The organism is Salinibacterium xinjiangense, from assembly GCF_014645015.1.
GTDB classification, from domain to species: Bacteria; Actinomycetota; Actinomycetes; order Actinomycetales; family Microbacteriaceae; genus Rhodoglobus; species Rhodoglobus xinjiangensis.
This window is the reverse complement of record NZ_BMLC01000001.1, coordinates 265,138-281,556: the sequence shown is the minus strand read 5'-3', so window position 1 is coordinate 281,556 and position 16,419 is coordinate 265,138. Positions and strand designations below refer to the sequence as shown.

The following is a 16,419-nucleotide window of genomic DNA, read 5'->3' as shown; positions in this document are numbered from 1 at the left end:
AGTCAGCGCAGTCCTTCCGCGAGGGGACCCAGCGCGAGGACGGGGAAATACGTGAGCGCGGACACGATGACGATCGTTGCCAGGAGCAGACCGACGAACTGGGGGCGATGGGTGGGCAGGGTTCCCGCACTGGCGGGGATCCTGTCCTGCGCAGCGAACGAGCCGGCGAGAGCGAGCACGAACAGGATCGGAAGGAAGCGGCCGAGAAGCATCGCGACTCCGAGAGCAGCGTTCATCCACGGGGTGTTGGCCGTGAGACCGGCAAAGGCAGATCCGTTGTTGTTTGCCGCGGAGGTGAAGGCGTAGAGCACCTCACTGAAGCCGTGCAGCCCGGGGTTCCAGATGGATACCGTCGCGACTTCTTCGCGGATCCCGGGGATCGCAAAGCTCAGGGCGGTACCCACGAGCACGAGTGTCGGCGTCGTCAGGATGTACAGGCTCGCGAGCTTGATCTCACGCGCGCCGATTTTCTTGCCGAGGTATTCCGGCGTGCGACCGACCATGAGGCCAGCGATGAACACCGCGATGATCGCGATGATCAGGATGCCGTACATGCCAGCACCGACTCCACCCGGAGCTATCTCACCCAGCATCATGTTCACGAGAGCCATTCCGCCGCCCAGGGAGGTGAAGCTGTCGTGCATGCTGTTGACGGCTCCCGTGGAGGTGATCGTCGATGTCGTTCCGAAGATCGTCGAGCCGATGATCCCGAATCGCACCTCTTTGCCCTCCATCGCCGCTCCAGCAAGGTGCGGTGCTGTGCCGGAGCCCGTGGTCTCGGCCCAGGTCATCAGGGACACGGAGACGAGGTAGAGCGTTGCCATTGTGGCGGCGATGGCGATGCCCTGCCGCTTATCGCCGACCATGCGCCCGAAGGTCCGAGGCAGCGAGAACGGGATGAGCAGCATCAGCAGGACCTCGAACAGATTCGTCCAGGCCGTCGGATTCTCGAAAGGATGCGCCGAGTTCACATTGAAAAAGCCGCCGCCGTTGGTGCCGAGCATCTTGATGGCCTCCTGCGAGGCAACGGGCCCGCCCGGGACAATGGCAGAGCCGCCCGTGATGGTCGTGATGTCCTGGAATCCATTGACGTTCTGGATCACTCCACCGACGATCAGCACGATCGCGGAGACGAAGGCCAGTGGAAGCAGAAGGCGCAGGGTGCCGCGGGTAAGGTCGACCCAGAAGTTGCCGATCGTGCCGCTCGACCGATAGGCGAGGCCCCGGATGAGCGCCACTGCGACCGCGATGCCGACTCCAGCCGAGACGAAGTTCTGCACGGCGAGCCCGACCAGCTGCACGGTGTAGCCGAGGGTGAGGTCGGGAGAATAGGACTGCCAGTTGGTGTTCGTGACGAAGGAGATCGCCGTGTTGAAGGCCAGGTGCTCGCTGGTCGGCGGCAGTCCGAGTGAGTACGGCAGCACCTGCTGCACGCGCTGCAGCGCGTAGAGCATCAGGATTCCCACGGCCGAGAATGCGAGGACCGAGCGCAGGTAGGCCGGCCAGCTCTGTTCGGAGTGGAAATCAACGCCGATGAGCCTGTAGAAGCCGCGCTCCACCGTCAGGTCGCGCTTGCTCGTGTAGACAGCCGCCATGTAGTCGCCGAGGGGGCGATGCACCAGCACCAGCACGAGCGCGATGGTCGCGAGTTGCGCGATCAGGAACCAGATAGTGGCACCCATCAGAATTTCTCCGGCTTCACGAGGGCGACCACGAGGTAACCGACCGCTGCGAGAGCGAGCGCAGCCGCAATGAGTTCGATGACGATCACAGGCGCTCGACCCCCTTCGCGACGAGGGCGACAAACGCCACGAGAGCGAGGATGCCGGCGATGAACACGACGTCGAGCACGGTGAACTCTTTCCATTTGCTGTGCCCGCACACGATGGCCTGCGGGCGCGGCTTTCGCCACGGGAAGAGTCAACCGCTGCCGTGCGGAGTCGAGCGGGGTCCTTACGGTTCCCTAACGCGCTGGCGCAAAGTCCTAACGGTGCGCGCGCACGCCCACCAATCTCGTTACTGCATGGCGGTCGGCTGCGGCACTAGTGTCGCCACCGGTTTTGTTGCGAGCGCTGCCGCACCGAGAATGCCGGCGTTGTTCCGGTGCACAGCCGGCACGATCTTCGTCTGCAGATTGAGCAGCGGCAGAAACTGCTCGTAGTGCTTCGAGACACCGCCGCCGACGACAAAGAGATCGGGGGAGAAGAGTAACTCGAGGTGGGTGTAGTACGTCTGTAGGCGCTTTGCCCAGTGCTTCCAGTCCAACTCTTCCCGCTCCTTGGCGGCGTACGACGCCCTGGTCTCAGCGTCTTTTCCGTCGATCTCGAGGTGTCCCAGCTCCGAGTTCGGCACGAGCAGGCCGTTGTAGATCAACGCACTGCCGATGCCGGTTCCGAGCGTCGTCAGCAGCACCAGGCCAGGCACATCCTTTGCCGCCCCGAATCGCACTTCGGCATAGCCGGCGGCGTCAGCATCGTTGACGAAGTGGATGTCGTGACCGAGGGCTTTCTCGAACAGGGCTTCGGCCTCCAGCCCGATCCATTTCTTCGATACGTTCGCAGCAGACATCGTGCGGCCGTTCCGCACAACCGCCGGGAAGCAGAGGCCGACGGGAGCGCCCTCGTCAAGCCCTCCGATCTTCTCGATCAACGCGACGACGGTATCGACGATGTCATCGGGCGCACCGCCCGCGGGAGTGGGTAGCTTGACACGATCGGTGATCAGCTGGCCGGTCTCCGTGTCGACGAGCGCTCCCTTAATGCCGGTGCCGCCGATGTCGATGCCAAGCGCCTTTGCCATGCGTGTCTGCTTTCTCTGGTGGTTGTCAGGGGAGGGTCAGGATCTCGGCGCCGCGCTCGGTGACAACGAGCGTGTGCTCGAACTGGGAGGTGAGGGATTTGTCCCGTGTAGTGATGGTCCAGTCGTCGTCCCACTGGTCCCAGGCGACCGATCCTGGACTCTCGACCGTGCCGAGCGTCAGCATGGGTTCGATGGTGAACACCATGCCGACCTCGATGACGTCGTCGAAGGCCGGGGCCGCGTCGTAGTGGGGGATGATGAGTCCCGAGTGGAATGCGGTTCCGACGCCGTGTCCGGTGTAGTCACGGATTACGCCATACCCGAATCGCCTGGCATACGATTCGATTGCTCGACCTATGACGTTGATCTGGCGGCCGGGGGCGACCGCCTTGATGCCGCGGGCAAGGGCTTCACGAGTGTGGTCGACGAGCGCCCGGACATCCGGAGCTGCGTCGCCCACGATGAAGGTCTTGTTGAGGTCTCCATGCACGCCGTTCTTGAAGGCGGTGATATCGATGTTGATGATGTCGCCGTCGACAAGTGCCGTGTCGTCCGGGATGCCGTGACAGATGACCTCGTTGAGGCTGGTGCAGCTCGACTTGGGGAATCCCCGGTATCCGAGGGTGGACGGATATGCACCGTGCTCGATCATGTAGTCGTGGGCGATGCCATCGAGTTCGTCGGTGGTGATGCCGGGTCGGATCGCCGCGCCCACGGCCTCTACCGCGCGGGCCGCGATCGTGCCGGATTCTCGGATCAGTTCGACGTCCGACGCCGCATACACGTCAGAGCCCGTGAAGGGTTTCGGAGCGGATCGGCCGACATACTCGGGTCGAGCTATGGAGGCCGGTACTGTCCGGGTCTGCGAGATGCGCCCTGCGACGAGGAATCCCTGTAAGTCGCGAGGCATACTGGTGATCCTAGCTTCGATATGTGGGGCACAACGGGAGGTCGGCATGGCCGAGTGGTGGTACAACAACAAGACCGGTGTCGTTGAAGAGGGCCCGCAGTCGCTGGGTGCCGACCGCGACGGGCCATACGCCACCGAGGCAGAGGCGCAACGCGCTCCGCAGATCGCGGCAGAGCGAGCGCGTCGGTGGGCCGCGGACGAGGCTGAGGGCAACTAGCCTCACCAACCGGTCGACAGCACCTCGTCGAGTACGTCAACGAAGAAGTCGGCGCTCTCCCTCGAGAAGCACAGTGGCGGCTTGATCTTGAGTACGCACTGCCGGTCCGAGGTCGGCTGCATGATGATGCCACGCTGCCTGAGCCGGTCGCAGATGGCGAGGGTCTCCTCCGTGGCGGGCTCGAGAGTCTCGCGGTCCCGCACGAATTCGACGCCGAGGTAGAGCCCGGTCCCGTGGACGGCTCCGATGAGCGGGTGCCGGGCGGCGAGCTCCTCCAGCCGGGACCGGAGATGAGCACCGGTCTCGAGGGCGTTGAGCTGCAGTGCTTCATCCTGAATCACGTCGAGCACCGTCATGCCGACCACTGAACTGACCGGGCTGCCGCCGGATGAGGAGAAGAAATATCCTTCCGAACGGTAGTGTTCGGCGATCTCGGCGCTGGTGATGACGGCGCCCAGCGGATGCCCGTTGCCCATTCCCTTCGCAACGGCGACGATGTCGGGAACCACGCCTTGTTGTTCAAAGCCCCAGAACCACTCGCCGAGCCGCCCGTAGCCCACCTGCACCTCGTCGGCCACACACAGGCCGCCGTTGGCCCGCACCGCCGGATAGACGCGCTGGAGGTAGCCGTCGGGCAGGGGAATGCCGCCGGCGTTGCCGTAGTAGGCCTCGGCGATGAACGCCCCGACCGGTGTCCCCGCCGCGGTGAGAGCCTCGATAGTGGCGACGGCATCGACCGCATAGCCGGATGCCTCGGCTCCGCGGTAGCGCCCACGGTAGCTGTTGGGCGCCTCCACCGTGTGAACCCATGGCGGTCGTGTGGCGAGGGCATCCGGGTTGTCGGCAACAGACGTGGACACGGAATCAGAGAGGTCTGTCCAGCCGTGGTACGCCTCACGCACAGCAAGCACATCGCGGCGACCCGTCCACGACCGGGCGATGCGCAGGGCTAGGTCGACTGCCTCTGATCCGCTGTTCACGAAGAAGACGGAGTCGAGACCGTCCGGCAGCAGGCCCGCCAGTCGTTCGGCGAAATCGACGATGGCCGAGTACTGGAATCGCGAGTTGCTGTTGAAGAGGCTCCACTGCCGGGCGATGGCTGCGACGAGGGTTGGATGGGCATGCCCGATCGAGGTCACGTTGTTGAGTCCGTCGAGGTACACCCGACCGTCCTCGTCGATGAGGTGTTCCTGCCAACCCCTGACCATCACGGGCGGGTGCTCGAAGTAGTGTTCCTGGGCGGCGGCAACATACTGCTCACGCCGCTCGGTGAGGCGGGTATCCGGGCGCTGAAGCTGGCGAGCACCAGGAATCAGGGCCGTCGGGTCGATGGATGCCACATCCCACGCTCTCGCCAGCGACGGCGTCACAGCCCGCGGCACCGCGGCACCACTGACGGATACGCTCACTTCGAACAGCCCACCGACGAGGCCCAACAGCTCACCTGTGGTCACCTCAGAGCCGGATTCGACATTCGAGGTGATCCCGCGTAGGTCGAGGGTGACTCCCTGACCGTGCAGTTCGAGCCCCTGAGTCGTCACCTCGATCCTGCCGTCCCACGGGGCGACGACCTGCTGGTGTTCGGATACCGTCACGTCGATGCCGAGAATCACGTTGATGGGTTCATCGACGTTATGGATGTCGGAGCGAGTCAACCGCGCCTGCCGATACACCGTCGTCGCAGCAGCCTTGCCATGGAGCAGCTCGGCCGCGATGTCACTCTCGGCCGATGGTGTGAGCCACCGACCGCCATCCAGCAGCTGGCTGGTCGCCGAGAAGTCGAGGCTCACGACGGTGTCCGGTGCCAGCTCCGGCAGCAGGGGGCCATGAGGTGGAAGCTGCGCCGACGTGCGGTTCATCTCAAGAGCGTCCAGCACGACAGCGGTCGCCACAGCCAGCGGCACAGCGGTAGCCCGTTTGAAAATGATGAGCTCGTGTTGCAGGTTGTCCGCCGCATAGTCATTGAGTGAGTCGGTGGATGCCACGTGGTGTCCGCTCGCGACCAGCACCGCACCTCGGATGATGACCAGCGGCCACAGCGCTTCAGCTTCGGCGCGGCTCAGGGGCCGGATCGCGTGGTAGGCGGTGACGGCATCCATCACCGAGCAGACAGATCCGCCGGGGTGATGCAGCAACGACGAGACGGTCACGGCGAGTTCACTGACGGTCCAGCTGTAATTCAGGTCACCGAAATCGATCACACCATCGGGAACGCCGTCGATTCCGGGTAGCGCCACGACGTTGTCGTCGGTGAGGTCGCCGTGGATCAGCTGCTGCGGCAACGCCGCGGCCGTCGCATCCAGCACCGAGATTGCTTCACGGGCCGCCGCCGCGAGATTTTCCCGCAGTCCATCGTCTGTCACGAAAGGAAGCAGGGCCTCCAGCACCTCGGGCGCGCGCTGCAGGTCCCACTGGTGTGGACGCTCGAGAGCGGGAGCCGAGAGTTCCGCGAGCGATACATCGAGGCTGGCGGCCATCGCGCCGATCGACCTCGTGATCGCGGGGCTGAGATAGCGGTCGCCCGACAGTGGCTCGCCCTCGATGAACTCCAGGAGCCTGACGACGACATCAACGCCATCGACATGTGTGACGTGCACGAACTGACCCTCACAGGTGGGGAGGGCTCGGGGAATCCGGATCCCCGTCGATCGTTGCGCCAGGTACTCGATCGCGGCGTTCTGTGCGATCAACTCGTCTGTGCTCGTCGCCTGGTTCGAGAATTTGAGCAACAGCGGACCGTCGACGGTCGTTAGCAGGAAATTTCTGTCCTGGTGGCTGCCGAGCGACCGGGCCGAGGATACGAGCCCGAACCCCTCGAATGCGACCTTTTCAGCGCGGGCGACAGAGATTGGCGGAGGCGTACCCTGAAGGAGCGCGAAGGAGCCGGCTGCCACCGTTCAATCCTCGTACGAGTGATCGGGGCCGGGGTAGATGCCCTCGGCGACATCGCCCCGGTACTCGGCCACCGCATCCGACAGGGTCTTCCGCAGGTTCGCGTATTGCTTCACGAACTTCGGGATGCGTCCTTTAGTGAAACCCGCCCAGTCTGTCCAGACGAGCAATTGGCCGTCGACATGCGGGCCTGCTCCCACACCGATGGTCGGTATGGATAACTCCCTGGTCACTCTCGCTGCGGCCTCGGCGGGAACCATCTCGAGCACGACGGCGAACGCTCCGGCCTTCTCTACAGCGTGCGCGTCGGCGAGCAGCTGCTCTATCCCGTCTCCTCTGCCCTGGATGACGTGCCCGCCGAGCCCATGCTCGCTCTGGGGGGTGAAGCCGATGTGAGCCATGACGGGAACGCCCGCGCTGACAATGCGTTTGATCTGTTTCGCGCTGCGAGTGCCACCCTCCAGTTTCACCGCATGGGCGCCGGTTTCCTTCATGAATCGGAATGCGGTGTGCAGTGCCTCATCCGGTCCGGACTCATATGACCCGAACGGCATGTCGGCGACGACGAATGCCCGGGTCACAGCGCCCGCGACAGCGCGCGCGAGTGGGATGAGGTCGTCGATGGTCACCGGGAGCGTCGTTTCGTAGCCGTAGACGTTGTTCCCTGCAGAATCGCCCACGAGCAGGAAGTCGATGCCGGCTTCATCGAAGATCCCTGCAGTCAGCTGGTCGTAGCTGGTGAGCCCGGTGATCTTGATTCCATTCTCTTTCGCGCTCTGGAAATGTCTTGTTCTGATGCGCTTGAGATTGGCCTGTGCTGCGACAGCTGCGGGGTCATTCATATCTGGGAGTCTAGCCAGAGCGGTACTCTGGTAGCGCTGCCTTCAGGCAGTCGAGTGGATTGAAAAGGAGCTTGATGGACAAGCAGCGCGACTTCGTTCTTCGCACGATCGAGGAGCGGGGCATCAAGTTCATCCGACTCTGGTTCACCGACGTAGTTGGCACCCTCAAGAGCGTTGCGATAGCCCCGGCAGAGGTCGAGGGCGCCTTCGCTGAGGGCCTCGGGTTCGACGGGTCTGCGATCGAGGGTTTCACGCGCGCCTACGAAGCTGACATGCTCGCGCATCCGGATCCGACGACGTTCCAGATCCTGCCGTGGCGCGGAGAGATCGACCCGACGGCGAGGATGTTCTGCGACATCACCACCCCCGATGGCCAGCCCGCGGGTTCGGACCCGAGGAACGTGCTCAAGCGATCGCTCGCGAAAGCGGCCGATCGTGGGTTCACGTTCTACACGCATCCTGAGATCGAGTTCTACCTCCTCAAGTCGTCGAAGTTGAAGGGCGGCAAGCCCGAACCCGTCGACTCTGCCGGTTTCTTCGACAACGTTCCCGGTGGCACAGCACACGATTTTCGGCGCCGGTCCGTGCGCATGCTGGAAGACCTTGGCATCTCGGTCGAATTCAGCCACCATGAGGCTGGCCCCGGGCAGAACGAGATCGACCTCCGTTACGCCGACGCGCTCACCACCGCAGACAACATCATGACGTTCCGTACTGTCATCAAAGAAGTGGCTATCGAGCAGGGTGTGTACGCCACCTTCATGCCGAAGCCGATGTCTGGCCACCCGGGTTCGGGCATGCACACCCACATGTCCCTTTTTGAAGGCGACACCAACGCGTTCTATGACGCGAGCGGCCACTACCAGCTCTCCCGGATCGGCAAGCAGTTCGTCGCGGGGTTGCTCAGGCACGCCCCCGAGATCACTGCTGTCACGAACCAGTTCGTCAACTCGTACAAGCGACTGTGGGGCGGCGATGAGGCTCCGAGCTTCGTCACGTGGGGTCATAACAACCGCTCGGCCCTCGTGCGGGTTCCGCTCTACAAGCCGAACAAGGGCCAGAGCGCTCGAGTCGAATACCGCGCGATCGACTCCGCTGCTAATCCCTATCTTTCCTACTCGCTGTTGCTGGCTGCCGGGTTGAAGGGCATCGAGGAGGGCTACGAATTGCCTCCAGAGGCCGAAGACAATGTCTGGGAGCTGTCGGATTCAGAGCGCCGGGCACTCGGGTACAACCAGCTCCCGGCCTCGCTCGACCATGCCGTGTCGATCATGGAGGATTCCGAACTCGTCGCCGAAACGCTGGGTGAGCAGGTCTTCAACTACGTGCTGCTGAACAAGAGGCTTGAGTGGAAGGAATACCGGGCACAGGTGACGCCGTACGAGCTGGAGTCCAACCTCGAGATGCTGTAGTCCGGGGTCGAGACAACATGCGGAGGTCACTGGCCACCCTGACGGAGCTTGCACGACTCGGCTTCGCCGAGCTCGAATCGGCGAGCGCGGGTCTCGAGGAGCTGGACATGCCGGGTCTCCTTCCGCATTTCGCTGTCGCGGCTGATCCGGATCAGGCATTGCGGGCCGTGCTTTCTCTTCGCGAGAGTGCCCCGCCTGAGGTGCAGTCTGTGCTCGACGACACGGATGCGGCGGGTCGACTGGTCCAGATCCTGGGAGCGTCCACGGGGCTGGGCGACTTTTTCGCGCGCAGGCCCGAGCAGCTCGACGTGTTGCACACGGTACTCACGTCACCGCCGGGACCAGATTCCTACGACTCAGACCTCCTGCAGAGTGTGGATGGGCTCACGGGAGAGGCGGCGTGGGTGGCCATGCGTGTCCGATATCGTCGCCACCTCGCACAACTTGCCGCCTGGGATCTTTGCCAGCCGGATCCGCTCGCGGCGGTCGACCGGGTCGCGGCTGCCCTCGCCGATCTCGCTGGCGCCGCTCTCGACGCAGCGATCCTGGTCGCGCGCAACGAGGTCGCTTTCCCTGCCGACGATGTGGCCGCCACGAGGTTCTCGATCATCGGGATGGGGAAGGCCGGAGCCAGGGAGCTCAACTATCTTTCAGACGTCGACGTGATCTTCGTGGTCGAGAGCGACGGCGACCTGACCGATGACAGGGCGGTACAGATCGGGACTCGCATCGCCATGGCGACGATGAAAGGGATCAACGATCTGGCCACCGAACCGGGCCTGTGGGAGGTGGACGCGAACCTCCGGCCCGAGGGAAAAGATGGCGCTCTCGTGCGAACCCTCGACTCGCACGTCGCCTATTACGAACGCTGGGCGAAGAGCTGGGAATTCCAGGCGCTGCTCAAGGCCAGACCACTCGCGGGTGACCGTGAACTCGGCCAGCGCTACGTCGATGCCCTTGCTCCCATGGTGTGGTCGAGTGCGTCTCGCGAGAATTTCGTCGAATCGGTGCAGCGCATGCGCGAACGGGTGACAGCAAACATCCCGAGCGGTGAGCTCGACGTGCAACTGAAACTCGGGCCCGGCGGATTGCGCGACGTCGAGTTCACCGTTCAGTTGCTGCAGCTCGTACACGGGCAAACCGACGAGGACGTCAGGCAGGTCGCGTCCCTTCCTGCGCTCGTCGCCCTCGCGGAGCAGGGCTACATCGGTCGGGTGGAAGCGTCTGAGTTCGCGCTCGACTACCGGTTCCTGAGGCTTCTCGAGCATCGACTGCAATTGTCGCGGCTCCGCAGGACGCACCTCATGCCGACCGATCCTGACGCGCTGAGGATTCTTGCGCGATCAACGGGCATCGCTCCGACGGCAGACAAGCTCATCGAGCAGTGGCAGCGAACGAAACAGGCCGTCCGGCGGCTTCACGAGCGTCTGTTCTACCGTCCGTTGCTGTCTGCGGTCGCCGCCCTCCCCGACGGAGGCATCGCGCTGTCGACCGGTCAGGCCGAAGCACGGCTCGCCGCGATCGGCTTCAAGGATCCCCGAGGCGCGCTCAAGCACATCGGTGCCCTCACCGTTGGCGTGTCGCGGCGGGCGATCATCCAGCGGGCTCTGCTGCCGGTGATGCTCGCATGGCTGGCGGAGGGTGCCGATCCGGATCGTGGCCTGCTGGCTTTCAGGAGGCTCAGCGAAGACCTCGGGGAGACCCACTGGTTCCTGCGCATGCTGCGCGACTCCTCCGGCGCAGCCGAGCGGCTCACCCAGGTGTTATCGGCCTCGAAGTTCGTCGGCGATATCTTCGAGCGTATTCCGGAGGCCACAGCCTGGCTCGAGAATGATGAAGACCTCAAGCCCCGGCCGCTCGCCGCGCTCCTTGAGGAGGCCCGCGCGATCGTCGCACGTCACGAAGGGGACGCGGATGCCGCGGCCCTCGCTCTGCGCACGGCACGACGCCGCGAGGTGCTCCGCACTGCGCTCGGCGCGATCCTGGGCATGACCTCCATCGAGGAGATCGGGTGTGCCCTCTCGGACATCACGACGACCGTGCTGACCGGCGCCCTCTCCCTCGTGCACCACTACGGCGACGGAATCGAGTTCGGCATCATCGCCATGGGGCGGTACGGGGGAGGCGAGCTGGGATTCGGGTCGGACGCCGATGTCATGTACGTATACCGGCCGGCCGGCGCATCCGCCGAGGATGCCCAGCGACGAGCCGAGCAGATCGTGCGGGCGCTCAGCAAACACACCGAAGACCTCAGGATTCCCCTCGATCTCGATGTCGGATTACGGCCCGAGGGAAAGAACGGCGCCATAGTCAGGTCTCTCGACTCCTATCGCGCCTACTATGCCCGTTGGTCGCTCACGTGGGAGGCCCAGGCCCTGTTGCGGGCGCGGGGGGTTGTCGGAGACCCGGACGTGCTCGAGGCATTCGAACTCCTTGCGAACGAGGTGCGCTATCCGGCTCAGATCGCCGAGCAGGATGTGCGGGAGGTCAAGCGCATCAAGGCCCGCGTCGAGGCCGAGCGACTACCCCAGGCGGCCGATCCCGCTCGCCACCTCAAGCTCGGCCGGGGCAGTCTCAGCGATGTCGAGTGGTTAGTGCAATTGCAGCAGCTCCAACACGGCGCCACGGTCGCCGGGCTTCGCACGACATCCACTCTCGACGCGCTCCTCGCAGCCGTTCACGAAAAGCTGATTCCGGCAGACGAGGCCCGCAAACTCAGGGATGCCTGGGTTCTGGCATCGCGGGCCCGGTCGGCGATGACACTGTGGACGTCGAAGACGGCGGACGTTCTGCCGACCGATCGCCAGCAGCTCGATGCGATCGCGAGGCTGATGGAATATCCACCCGGGTCGGCCAGCCGGTTGGAAGAGGATTACCTCCGCGTCACGCGCCTCGCACGGCAGGTGTTCGAGAAACGGTTCTACGGGCCGCCGTCGCGCAGGCCCACCGAGGGCTGACCACTGCTCGCCGACGGCGAGTGCCAGTGATCGCATCGTTATACCGAAACCCCGCAGGGTCGTCTCGCGAAAGCTATCGTGTGGCTATGACGCGACGAATAATCAGCTGTCTTGCCGGGGTCGTCATCACTGTCATCCTGGCCGGGTGTGCAACTCCGGCGGCGCCCGTCGCCGAACCATCGCCGACCTCGTCTCCGTCTCCGTCTCCCTTGCCATCCTTCGATCCCTACGCCGTTCCGGAGAACCGGTTCGGGCTGGATTGCGCAACAATCCTGAGCGATGCCGATATCTCAGGGCTTTACGGCGAGCCCCTCGCGCTCAACCCCAGCAACCGCTGGGGAGAACAGTGGACCGAGGCGTTGATCGCGGATGGGGCAGTCAACTGCCGCTGGGGTGATGGACCATATCAGGATGACGTAGCAACATCCATAGAAATCGTCGCAAATTCACGCGAAGGAGTGAATGTCGACGACCTTGCCTCGCTCGCCCTGGGCAGCCCGGACTTCACCCCCACCTCGGTTGCGGGTGTCGGAGATGAAGCCGTGGTGCTGTGCTTTGGCGACACTGGCGCGTCTTCATGCACCTGGAGTATTGCGGTCGATGATCTCTGGATCTCCGTCGCATTTCTCCGCGCTCCAGACACGGAGGTCGACCAGATTGCCGGTGAATACGATTCCGTCATCCAAACACCACGCGATGGCTCGGCCAGCCAAGTTTTGGCAGCGCGGGTGGCACGCCAAATCGCCGGCGCTCCACGGGAGCCATTCTCTTCGCCGCGAGGTTCGCTTGGGCCCTGCGATACCGTCGTCGACTGGAGCGCCGTCGCGGAGTCGCTTGGATTGCCGCTGCAGGGCGTCGGGAGCTATGGAGAAAACGCGCATCGCACCGTTGAAAGCGCGCTGGGTGTTGCCGCGAGTGCGCGTCAATCGACTCAGAGGTGTTGGGCAGAATTCTACGACGACTCGAATGATGGGCAACCGACATACGTATTCCTCACCGCCGTTCCAGGCGGGGAATGGCTCGAGAATAGTGGCTTGTGGCCTGCATGGCGAGTCGAGGACTGTCACGGATTCGAGGGCGGTCCGGTCTGCGAGCTCAGCGGGCTGACGGCTTCCGCGGCGGTGACTGTGCGAGTATTTGGTGGACTTCGTGAAGGGGGCCCCGCCACCGTCATGGCGGCATTCCGAGGATAGGGTTTCGTCTCCCGACCGAAGTTTCGGAACCGATCATCCGGGTGGCCCGTCGAATGTGATTCAGCACGCCGACGACAAGGATGTCTTTGATCGCTCCCCGGGATGGGCCCAGGACGGATCCGCGGCCTCCGGATGTCACAAACGTGTTAGCGCAGATGGTGCTCACGGGGCGATTTCGCCCAGGAAGAAGCCGCAGCATTTTGTATATCGTTCTGAGCTGGGGCACCCCGACGATCGCTGGTCGTTTCCCTGAAAATTCGTTAGCAGACAGTTTCGTTTGCTCTCATTCGGCGGCATCTGAGTCGGGGAAACCGGTAGCAGACGTGCACTTTTGTGCTCGCTGACAAGCTCGATAGTCGGCCTCCGATGTGTTGGGTTAAAGAGTATTGATCGCTGCCTGCGCGGGCCATCAGAGGCCTACTCGTGCGTCAGCTGAAGTGCCCATTCGGGTCGCCTATCGACGTCGAATCTCGGTGGATGAGTCGAGGCAGGTTGGGCTTACCGTGTCTTGCATACGCGAAATCCATCCGGACATAATCAAGCACTTCAGTGTCGAGGTGCATCCTCAATGTGGCGGATCGTCACCATCACCATCACCATCACCATCACCATCGCCGTGTCGGGGGCACTTGTGTTCATATTCCTGCTGTAACTGCGCCCCATCATCATCATCGGACATCCCGTGATGCACATGGGTAGCGTCTGTTCCCGACTCTCACATACGCAGACTCTCTCGAAGAAGCTGAGGTGGGAGCCGATGCGATGCTCGTGCTGACCGAATGCGATGAGTTCAGGGCCAGCGATCCGCTCGCACTCGGTGCGATGGTCGAACGTCGTGTGATCATCGATGCACGCAATTGCCTGGATGCGACGGCCTCGCGAGCGGCGGGCTGGTCGTTCACCGGGCTGGGCGCGTCGTCGGACGCTGCAGGCACTGACGGACGCTGCAGGCACTGACGGACGCAGCAGGCACTGACGGACGCAGCAGGCACTGACGGACGCAGCAGGCGGGAAGCCGGAATAATCTTGGGCGGAAGTGGTCCGACAGGGTAACCAATCCCGCCGGACCCAGCAGGAGTCCGGTGAGGAAACGCGCTGCCATGACAAAGCTACGCATAACCAGCCATAGTTTCAAGGACTTTGGGGTACAAATACGTCCCCAATGAAGGGGACTTCAACAAAATGCGGTCGCATCCTGGAGAGGATGCGACCGCACGGGTAATTCGTCGGCTACACCGAGTAATACAGCTCGTACTCGAACGGTGTCGGTCGCTGCGCGGCCGGAATGATCTCCTTCTCGCGCTTGTACGCGATCCAGGTCTCGATCAGGTCCGGCGTGAACACGTTGCCTTCCGTGAGGAAGTCGTGGTCGGCCTCAAGCGCGCGCAGGGCTTCCTCGAGCGACGCGGGTACCTGCGGGATGAGCTTTGCCTCTTCGGGAGGAAGCTCGTACAGGTCCTTATCGACCGGCTCGTGCGGTTCGATCTTGTTCTTGATTCCGTCCAGCCCCGCCATCATCTGCGCGGCGAAGGCGAGGTAGGGGTTGCCCGAGGCGTCGGGCGCGCGGAACTCGATGCGCTTGGCCTTCGGGTTCGTGCCCGTGATGGGGATGCGGATCGACGCTGAGCGGTTACCGGCCGAGTACACCAGGTTCACGGGTGCTTCGAATCCGGGAATCAATCGACGGTACGAGTTCAGGGTCGGGTTCGTGAACGCAAGCACAGCGGGAGCGTGCTTGAGCAGTCCGCCGATGTACCAGCGGGCGATGTCGCTCAGTCCGCCGTAGCCCTTCTCGTCATAGAAGAGCGGCTCGCCGTCATTCCATAGGGACTGGTGGGTGTGCATGCCGGAACCGTTGTCTCCGAAGAGAGGTTTCGGCATGAAGGTGACGGTTTTGCCCCACTCGAGCGCGGTGTTCTTGATGATGTACTTGAACTTGAGTAGGTCATCCGCTGCGTGCACCATCGTGTCGAAGCGGTAGTTGATCTCGGCCTGGCCGCCCGAGCCCACCTCGTGGTGCGCGCGCTCGAGGATGAGGCCTGCATCGATGAGCTTGAGGCTCATGTCGTCGCGGAGGTCGGCCTGCTTGTCGACGGGGCTGACGGGGAAGTAGCCACCCTTGAAGGGAGTCTTGTTTCCGAGGTTGCCGCCCTCTTCGGAGCGGCCCGAGTTCCAGGCGCCCTCCTCCGAGTCGACCGACCAGAAGCTTCCGTTTTGCTTCACGTCGTAACGAACGTCATCGAAGATGTAGAACTCTGCTTCGGGAGCGAAGAAGGCCGTGTCTGCGATACCGGTTGACACGAGGTATTTCTCGGCCTTCTTGGCGACCTGGCGGGGATCGCGGCCGTAGATCTCACCGTTGCGGGGGTTGTAGATGTCGAAGATCATGATGAGCGTGCGCTCGGTGCGGAACGGGTCCACGTATGCCGTCGACACGTCCGGAATCAGCTGCATGTCTGATTCGTGGATCGATGCGAAGCCGCGGATCGACGATCCGTCGAACATCTGGCCGACCGAGAAGAACTCCTCGTCGACAGTGGATGCGGGGATGTTGAAATGCTGCTGAACACCGGGAAGGTCGGTGAAGCGGATATCAAGGAACTTGACGTCAGTGTCCTTGATGAACTTGAGCACTTCGGAGGAATCACTGAACATAGGTGGAACTCCAATGAAATTGGTGCTGGGTGGCTGCAAACGCAGCCAACCCGAGGTTACGGGTAAGTGGTTTCCCCGCGGTCACGCAAATGTTTCGGGAATGTTACGCGTGCTCTGATCGGTAGGCTTGAACGGTGCCAAACACCGCCTTTACACCGTCAACATGGCCAGGCAAAAGGCTTGGCCTTCCGGAATCCGGACCGCGCTCGATAGCGCGCCCCGGGAGGCGGTTTGTGGCGATTGCGATCGACTGGGCCAGCGCGGTGCTGATTTCGGTCATCCTCTTCAATTATGACCCGCTAGCCACCCTCGCGATATTCGCTGTGCTCCAATCAGTCTTCCTGCTGACGGCGAATGGAAGCATCGGGCACCTTGCACTCGGAATGCGAGTGGTGCCACTGGCTGGTGGATATCTCGGAATCTGGCGTCCCCTGGTCAGAACCGTGCTGCTGTGCCTCGTTATCCCCGCCGTCATATGGGACCTCGACCAGCGCGGAATGCATGACAGGGCCGTCGGGGCTATTCTCGTCCGACGATAGTCA

13 protein-coding genes are annotated in these 16,419 nt (G+C 63.2%); 6 read left to right on the top strand and 7 right to left on the bottom strand.

Features of this window, described 5'->3' with window-relative positions; all coding sequences use genetic code 11:
* Window positions 1–2: 2 nt before the first annotated feature.
* From kdpA to map, 4 genes are all read right to left on the bottom strand, one after another.
* Complete coding sequence (gene kdpA, locus IEW81_RS01335) at window positions 3–1,682, bottom strand: potassium-transporting ATPase subunit KdpA (RefSeq protein WP_097060853.1); 1,680 nt, start codon at window positions 1,680–1,682, stop codon at window positions 3–5.
* A complete protein-coding gene (locus IEW81_RS01330; protein WP_102017060.1) occupies window positions 1,682–1,771 on the bottom strand; it encodes a potassium-transporting ATPase subunit F in 90 nt (29 codons plus the stop codon). Before IEW81_RS01330 ends, kdpA begins: the two co-directional genes overlap by 1 nt.
* A gap of 245 nt (window positions 1,772–2,016) precedes the next feature.
* Window positions 2,017–2,799, bottom strand: coding sequence for a polyphosphate--glucose phosphotransferase (gene ppgK / locus IEW81_RS01325; protein WP_097060855.1), 783 nt, complete (start codon window positions 2,797–2,799; stop codon window positions 2,017–2,019).
* A gap of 25 nt (window positions 2,800–2,824) precedes the next feature.
* Window positions 2,825–3,709: a type I methionyl aminopeptidase gene (map, locus tag IEW81_RS01320; RefSeq protein WP_097060856.1), complete on the bottom strand. Its 885-nt coding sequence runs from the start codon at window positions 3,707–3,709 to the stop codon at window positions 2,825–2,827.
* Window positions 3,710–3,755: 46 nt separating this feature from the next.
* On the opposite strand from map, the gene IEW81_RS01315 reads away from it, so the two are divergent.
* Window positions 3,756–3,926 carry a methionine aminopeptidase gene (locus tag IEW81_RS01315; RefSeq protein WP_097060857.1) on the top strand — a complete coding sequence of 57 codons (171 nt, stop codon included), beginning with the start codon at window positions 3,756–3,758 and terminating at the stop codon, window positions 3,924–3,926.
* Window positions 3,927–3,928: 2 nt separating this feature from the next.
* Here the strand turns inward: IEW81_RS01315 and IEW81_RS01310 are convergent, their stop codons facing one another.
* A complete protein-coding gene (locus tag IEW81_RS01310; RefSeq protein ID WP_097060858.1) occupies window positions 3,929–6,820 on the bottom strand; it encodes an aminotransferase in 2,892 nt (963 codons plus the stop codon).
* 3 nt (window positions 6,821–6,823) lie between these two features.
* Complete coding sequence (gene panB / locus IEW81_RS01305) at window positions 6,824–7,660, bottom strand: 3-methyl-2-oxobutanoate hydroxymethyltransferase (RefSeq protein ID WP_097060859.1); 837 nt, start codon at window positions 7,658–7,660, stop codon at window positions 6,824–6,826.
* A gap of 74 nt (window positions 7,661–7,734) precedes the next feature.
* Here panB and IEW81_RS01300 point away from each other — a divergent pair, with 74 nt between their 5' ends.
* The 4 genes from IEW81_RS01300 (at window position 7,735) to IEW81_RS01285 (ending at window position 14,179) form a co-directional block, all read left to right on the top strand.
* Entirely contained in the window at window positions 7,735–9,072 is a 1,338-nt protein-coding gene (locus tag IEW81_RS01300) for a glutamine synthetase family protein (protein WP_097060860.1), read from the top strand.
* 17 nt (window positions 9,073–9,089) lie between these two features.
* Complete coding sequence (locus IEW81_RS01295) at window positions 9,090–12,029, top strand: bifunctional [glutamine synthetase] adenylyltransferase/[glutamine synthetase]-adenylyl-L-tyrosine phosphorylase (RefSeq protein WP_097060861.1); 2,940 nt, start codon at window positions 9,090–9,092, stop codon at window positions 12,027–12,029.
* A gap of 86 nt (window positions 12,030–12,115) precedes the next feature.
* The gene (locus IEW81_RS01290) at window positions 12,116–13,222 is read left to right on the top strand and encodes a hypothetical protein (RefSeq protein ID WP_143544672.1); all 1,107 of its coding nucleotides are present in this window, start codon (window positions 12,116–12,118) and stop codon (window positions 13,220–13,222) included.
* A 702-nt stretch (window positions 13,223–13,924) separates the two neighbouring features.
* The gene (locus IEW81_RS01285) at window positions 13,925–14,179 is read left to right on the top strand and encodes a UDP binding domain-containing protein (RefSeq protein ID WP_097060863.1); all 255 of its coding nucleotides are present in this window, start codon (window positions 13,925–13,927) and stop codon (window positions 14,177–14,179) included.
* A gap of 273 nt (window positions 14,180–14,452) precedes the next feature.
* Here IEW81_RS01285 and glnA read toward each other — a convergent pair whose 3' ends face one another.
* Window positions 14,453–15,877: a type I glutamate--ammonia ligase gene (gene glnA, locus IEW81_RS01280; protein WP_097060864.1), complete on the bottom strand. Its 1,425-nt coding sequence runs from the start codon at window positions 15,875–15,877 to the stop codon at window positions 14,453–14,455.
* 134 nt (window positions 15,878–16,011) lie between these two features.
* Here glnA and IEW81_RS01275 point away from each other — a divergent pair, with 134 nt between their 5' ends.
* On the top strand, window positions 16,012–16,416 hold the full coding sequence (locus IEW81_RS01275) for an RDD family protein (RefSeq protein WP_097060865.1): 405 nt from the start codon (window positions 16,012–16,014) through the stop codon (window positions 16,414–16,416).
* Window positions 16,417–16,419 lie beyond the last annotated feature (3 nt).

Bases quoted from the DNA above. Each gene is read 5' to 3' on its own strand.
- kdpA (WP_097060853.1), bottom strand. From the start codon at position 1,682: ATGGGTGCCACTATCTGGTTCCTGATCGCGCAACTCGCGACCATCGCG.
- ppgK (WP_097060855.1), bottom strand. From the start codon at position 2,799: ATGGCAAAGGCGCTTGGCATCGACATCGGCGGCACCGGCATTAAGGGA.
- map (WP_097060856.1), bottom strand. From the start codon at position 3,709: ATGCCTCGCGACTTACAGGGATTCCTCGTCGCAGGGCGCATCTCGCAG.
- IEW81_RS01315 (WP_097060857.1), top strand. From the start codon at position 3,756: ATGGCCGAGTGGTGGTACAACAACAAGACCGGTGTCGTTGAAGAGGGC.
- panB (WP_097060859.1), bottom strand. From the start codon at position 7,660: ATGAATGACCCCGCAGCTGTCGCAGCACAGGCCAATCTCAAGCGCATC.
- IEW81_RS01300 (WP_097060860.1), top strand. From the start codon at position 7,735: ATGGACAAGCAGCGCGACTTCGTTCTTCGCACGATCGAGGAGCGGGGC.
- IEW81_RS01295 (WP_097060861.1), top strand. From the start codon at position 9,090: ATGCGGAGGTCACTGGCCACCCTGACGGAGCTTGCACGACTCGGCTTC.
- IEW81_RS01290 (WP_143544672.1), top strand. From the start codon at position 12,116: ATGACGCGACGAATAATCAGCTGTCTTGCCGGGGTCGTCATCACTGTC.
- glnA (WP_097060864.1), bottom strand. From the start codon at position 15,877: ATGTTCAGTGATTCCTCCGAAGTGCTCAAGTTCATCAAGGACACTGAC.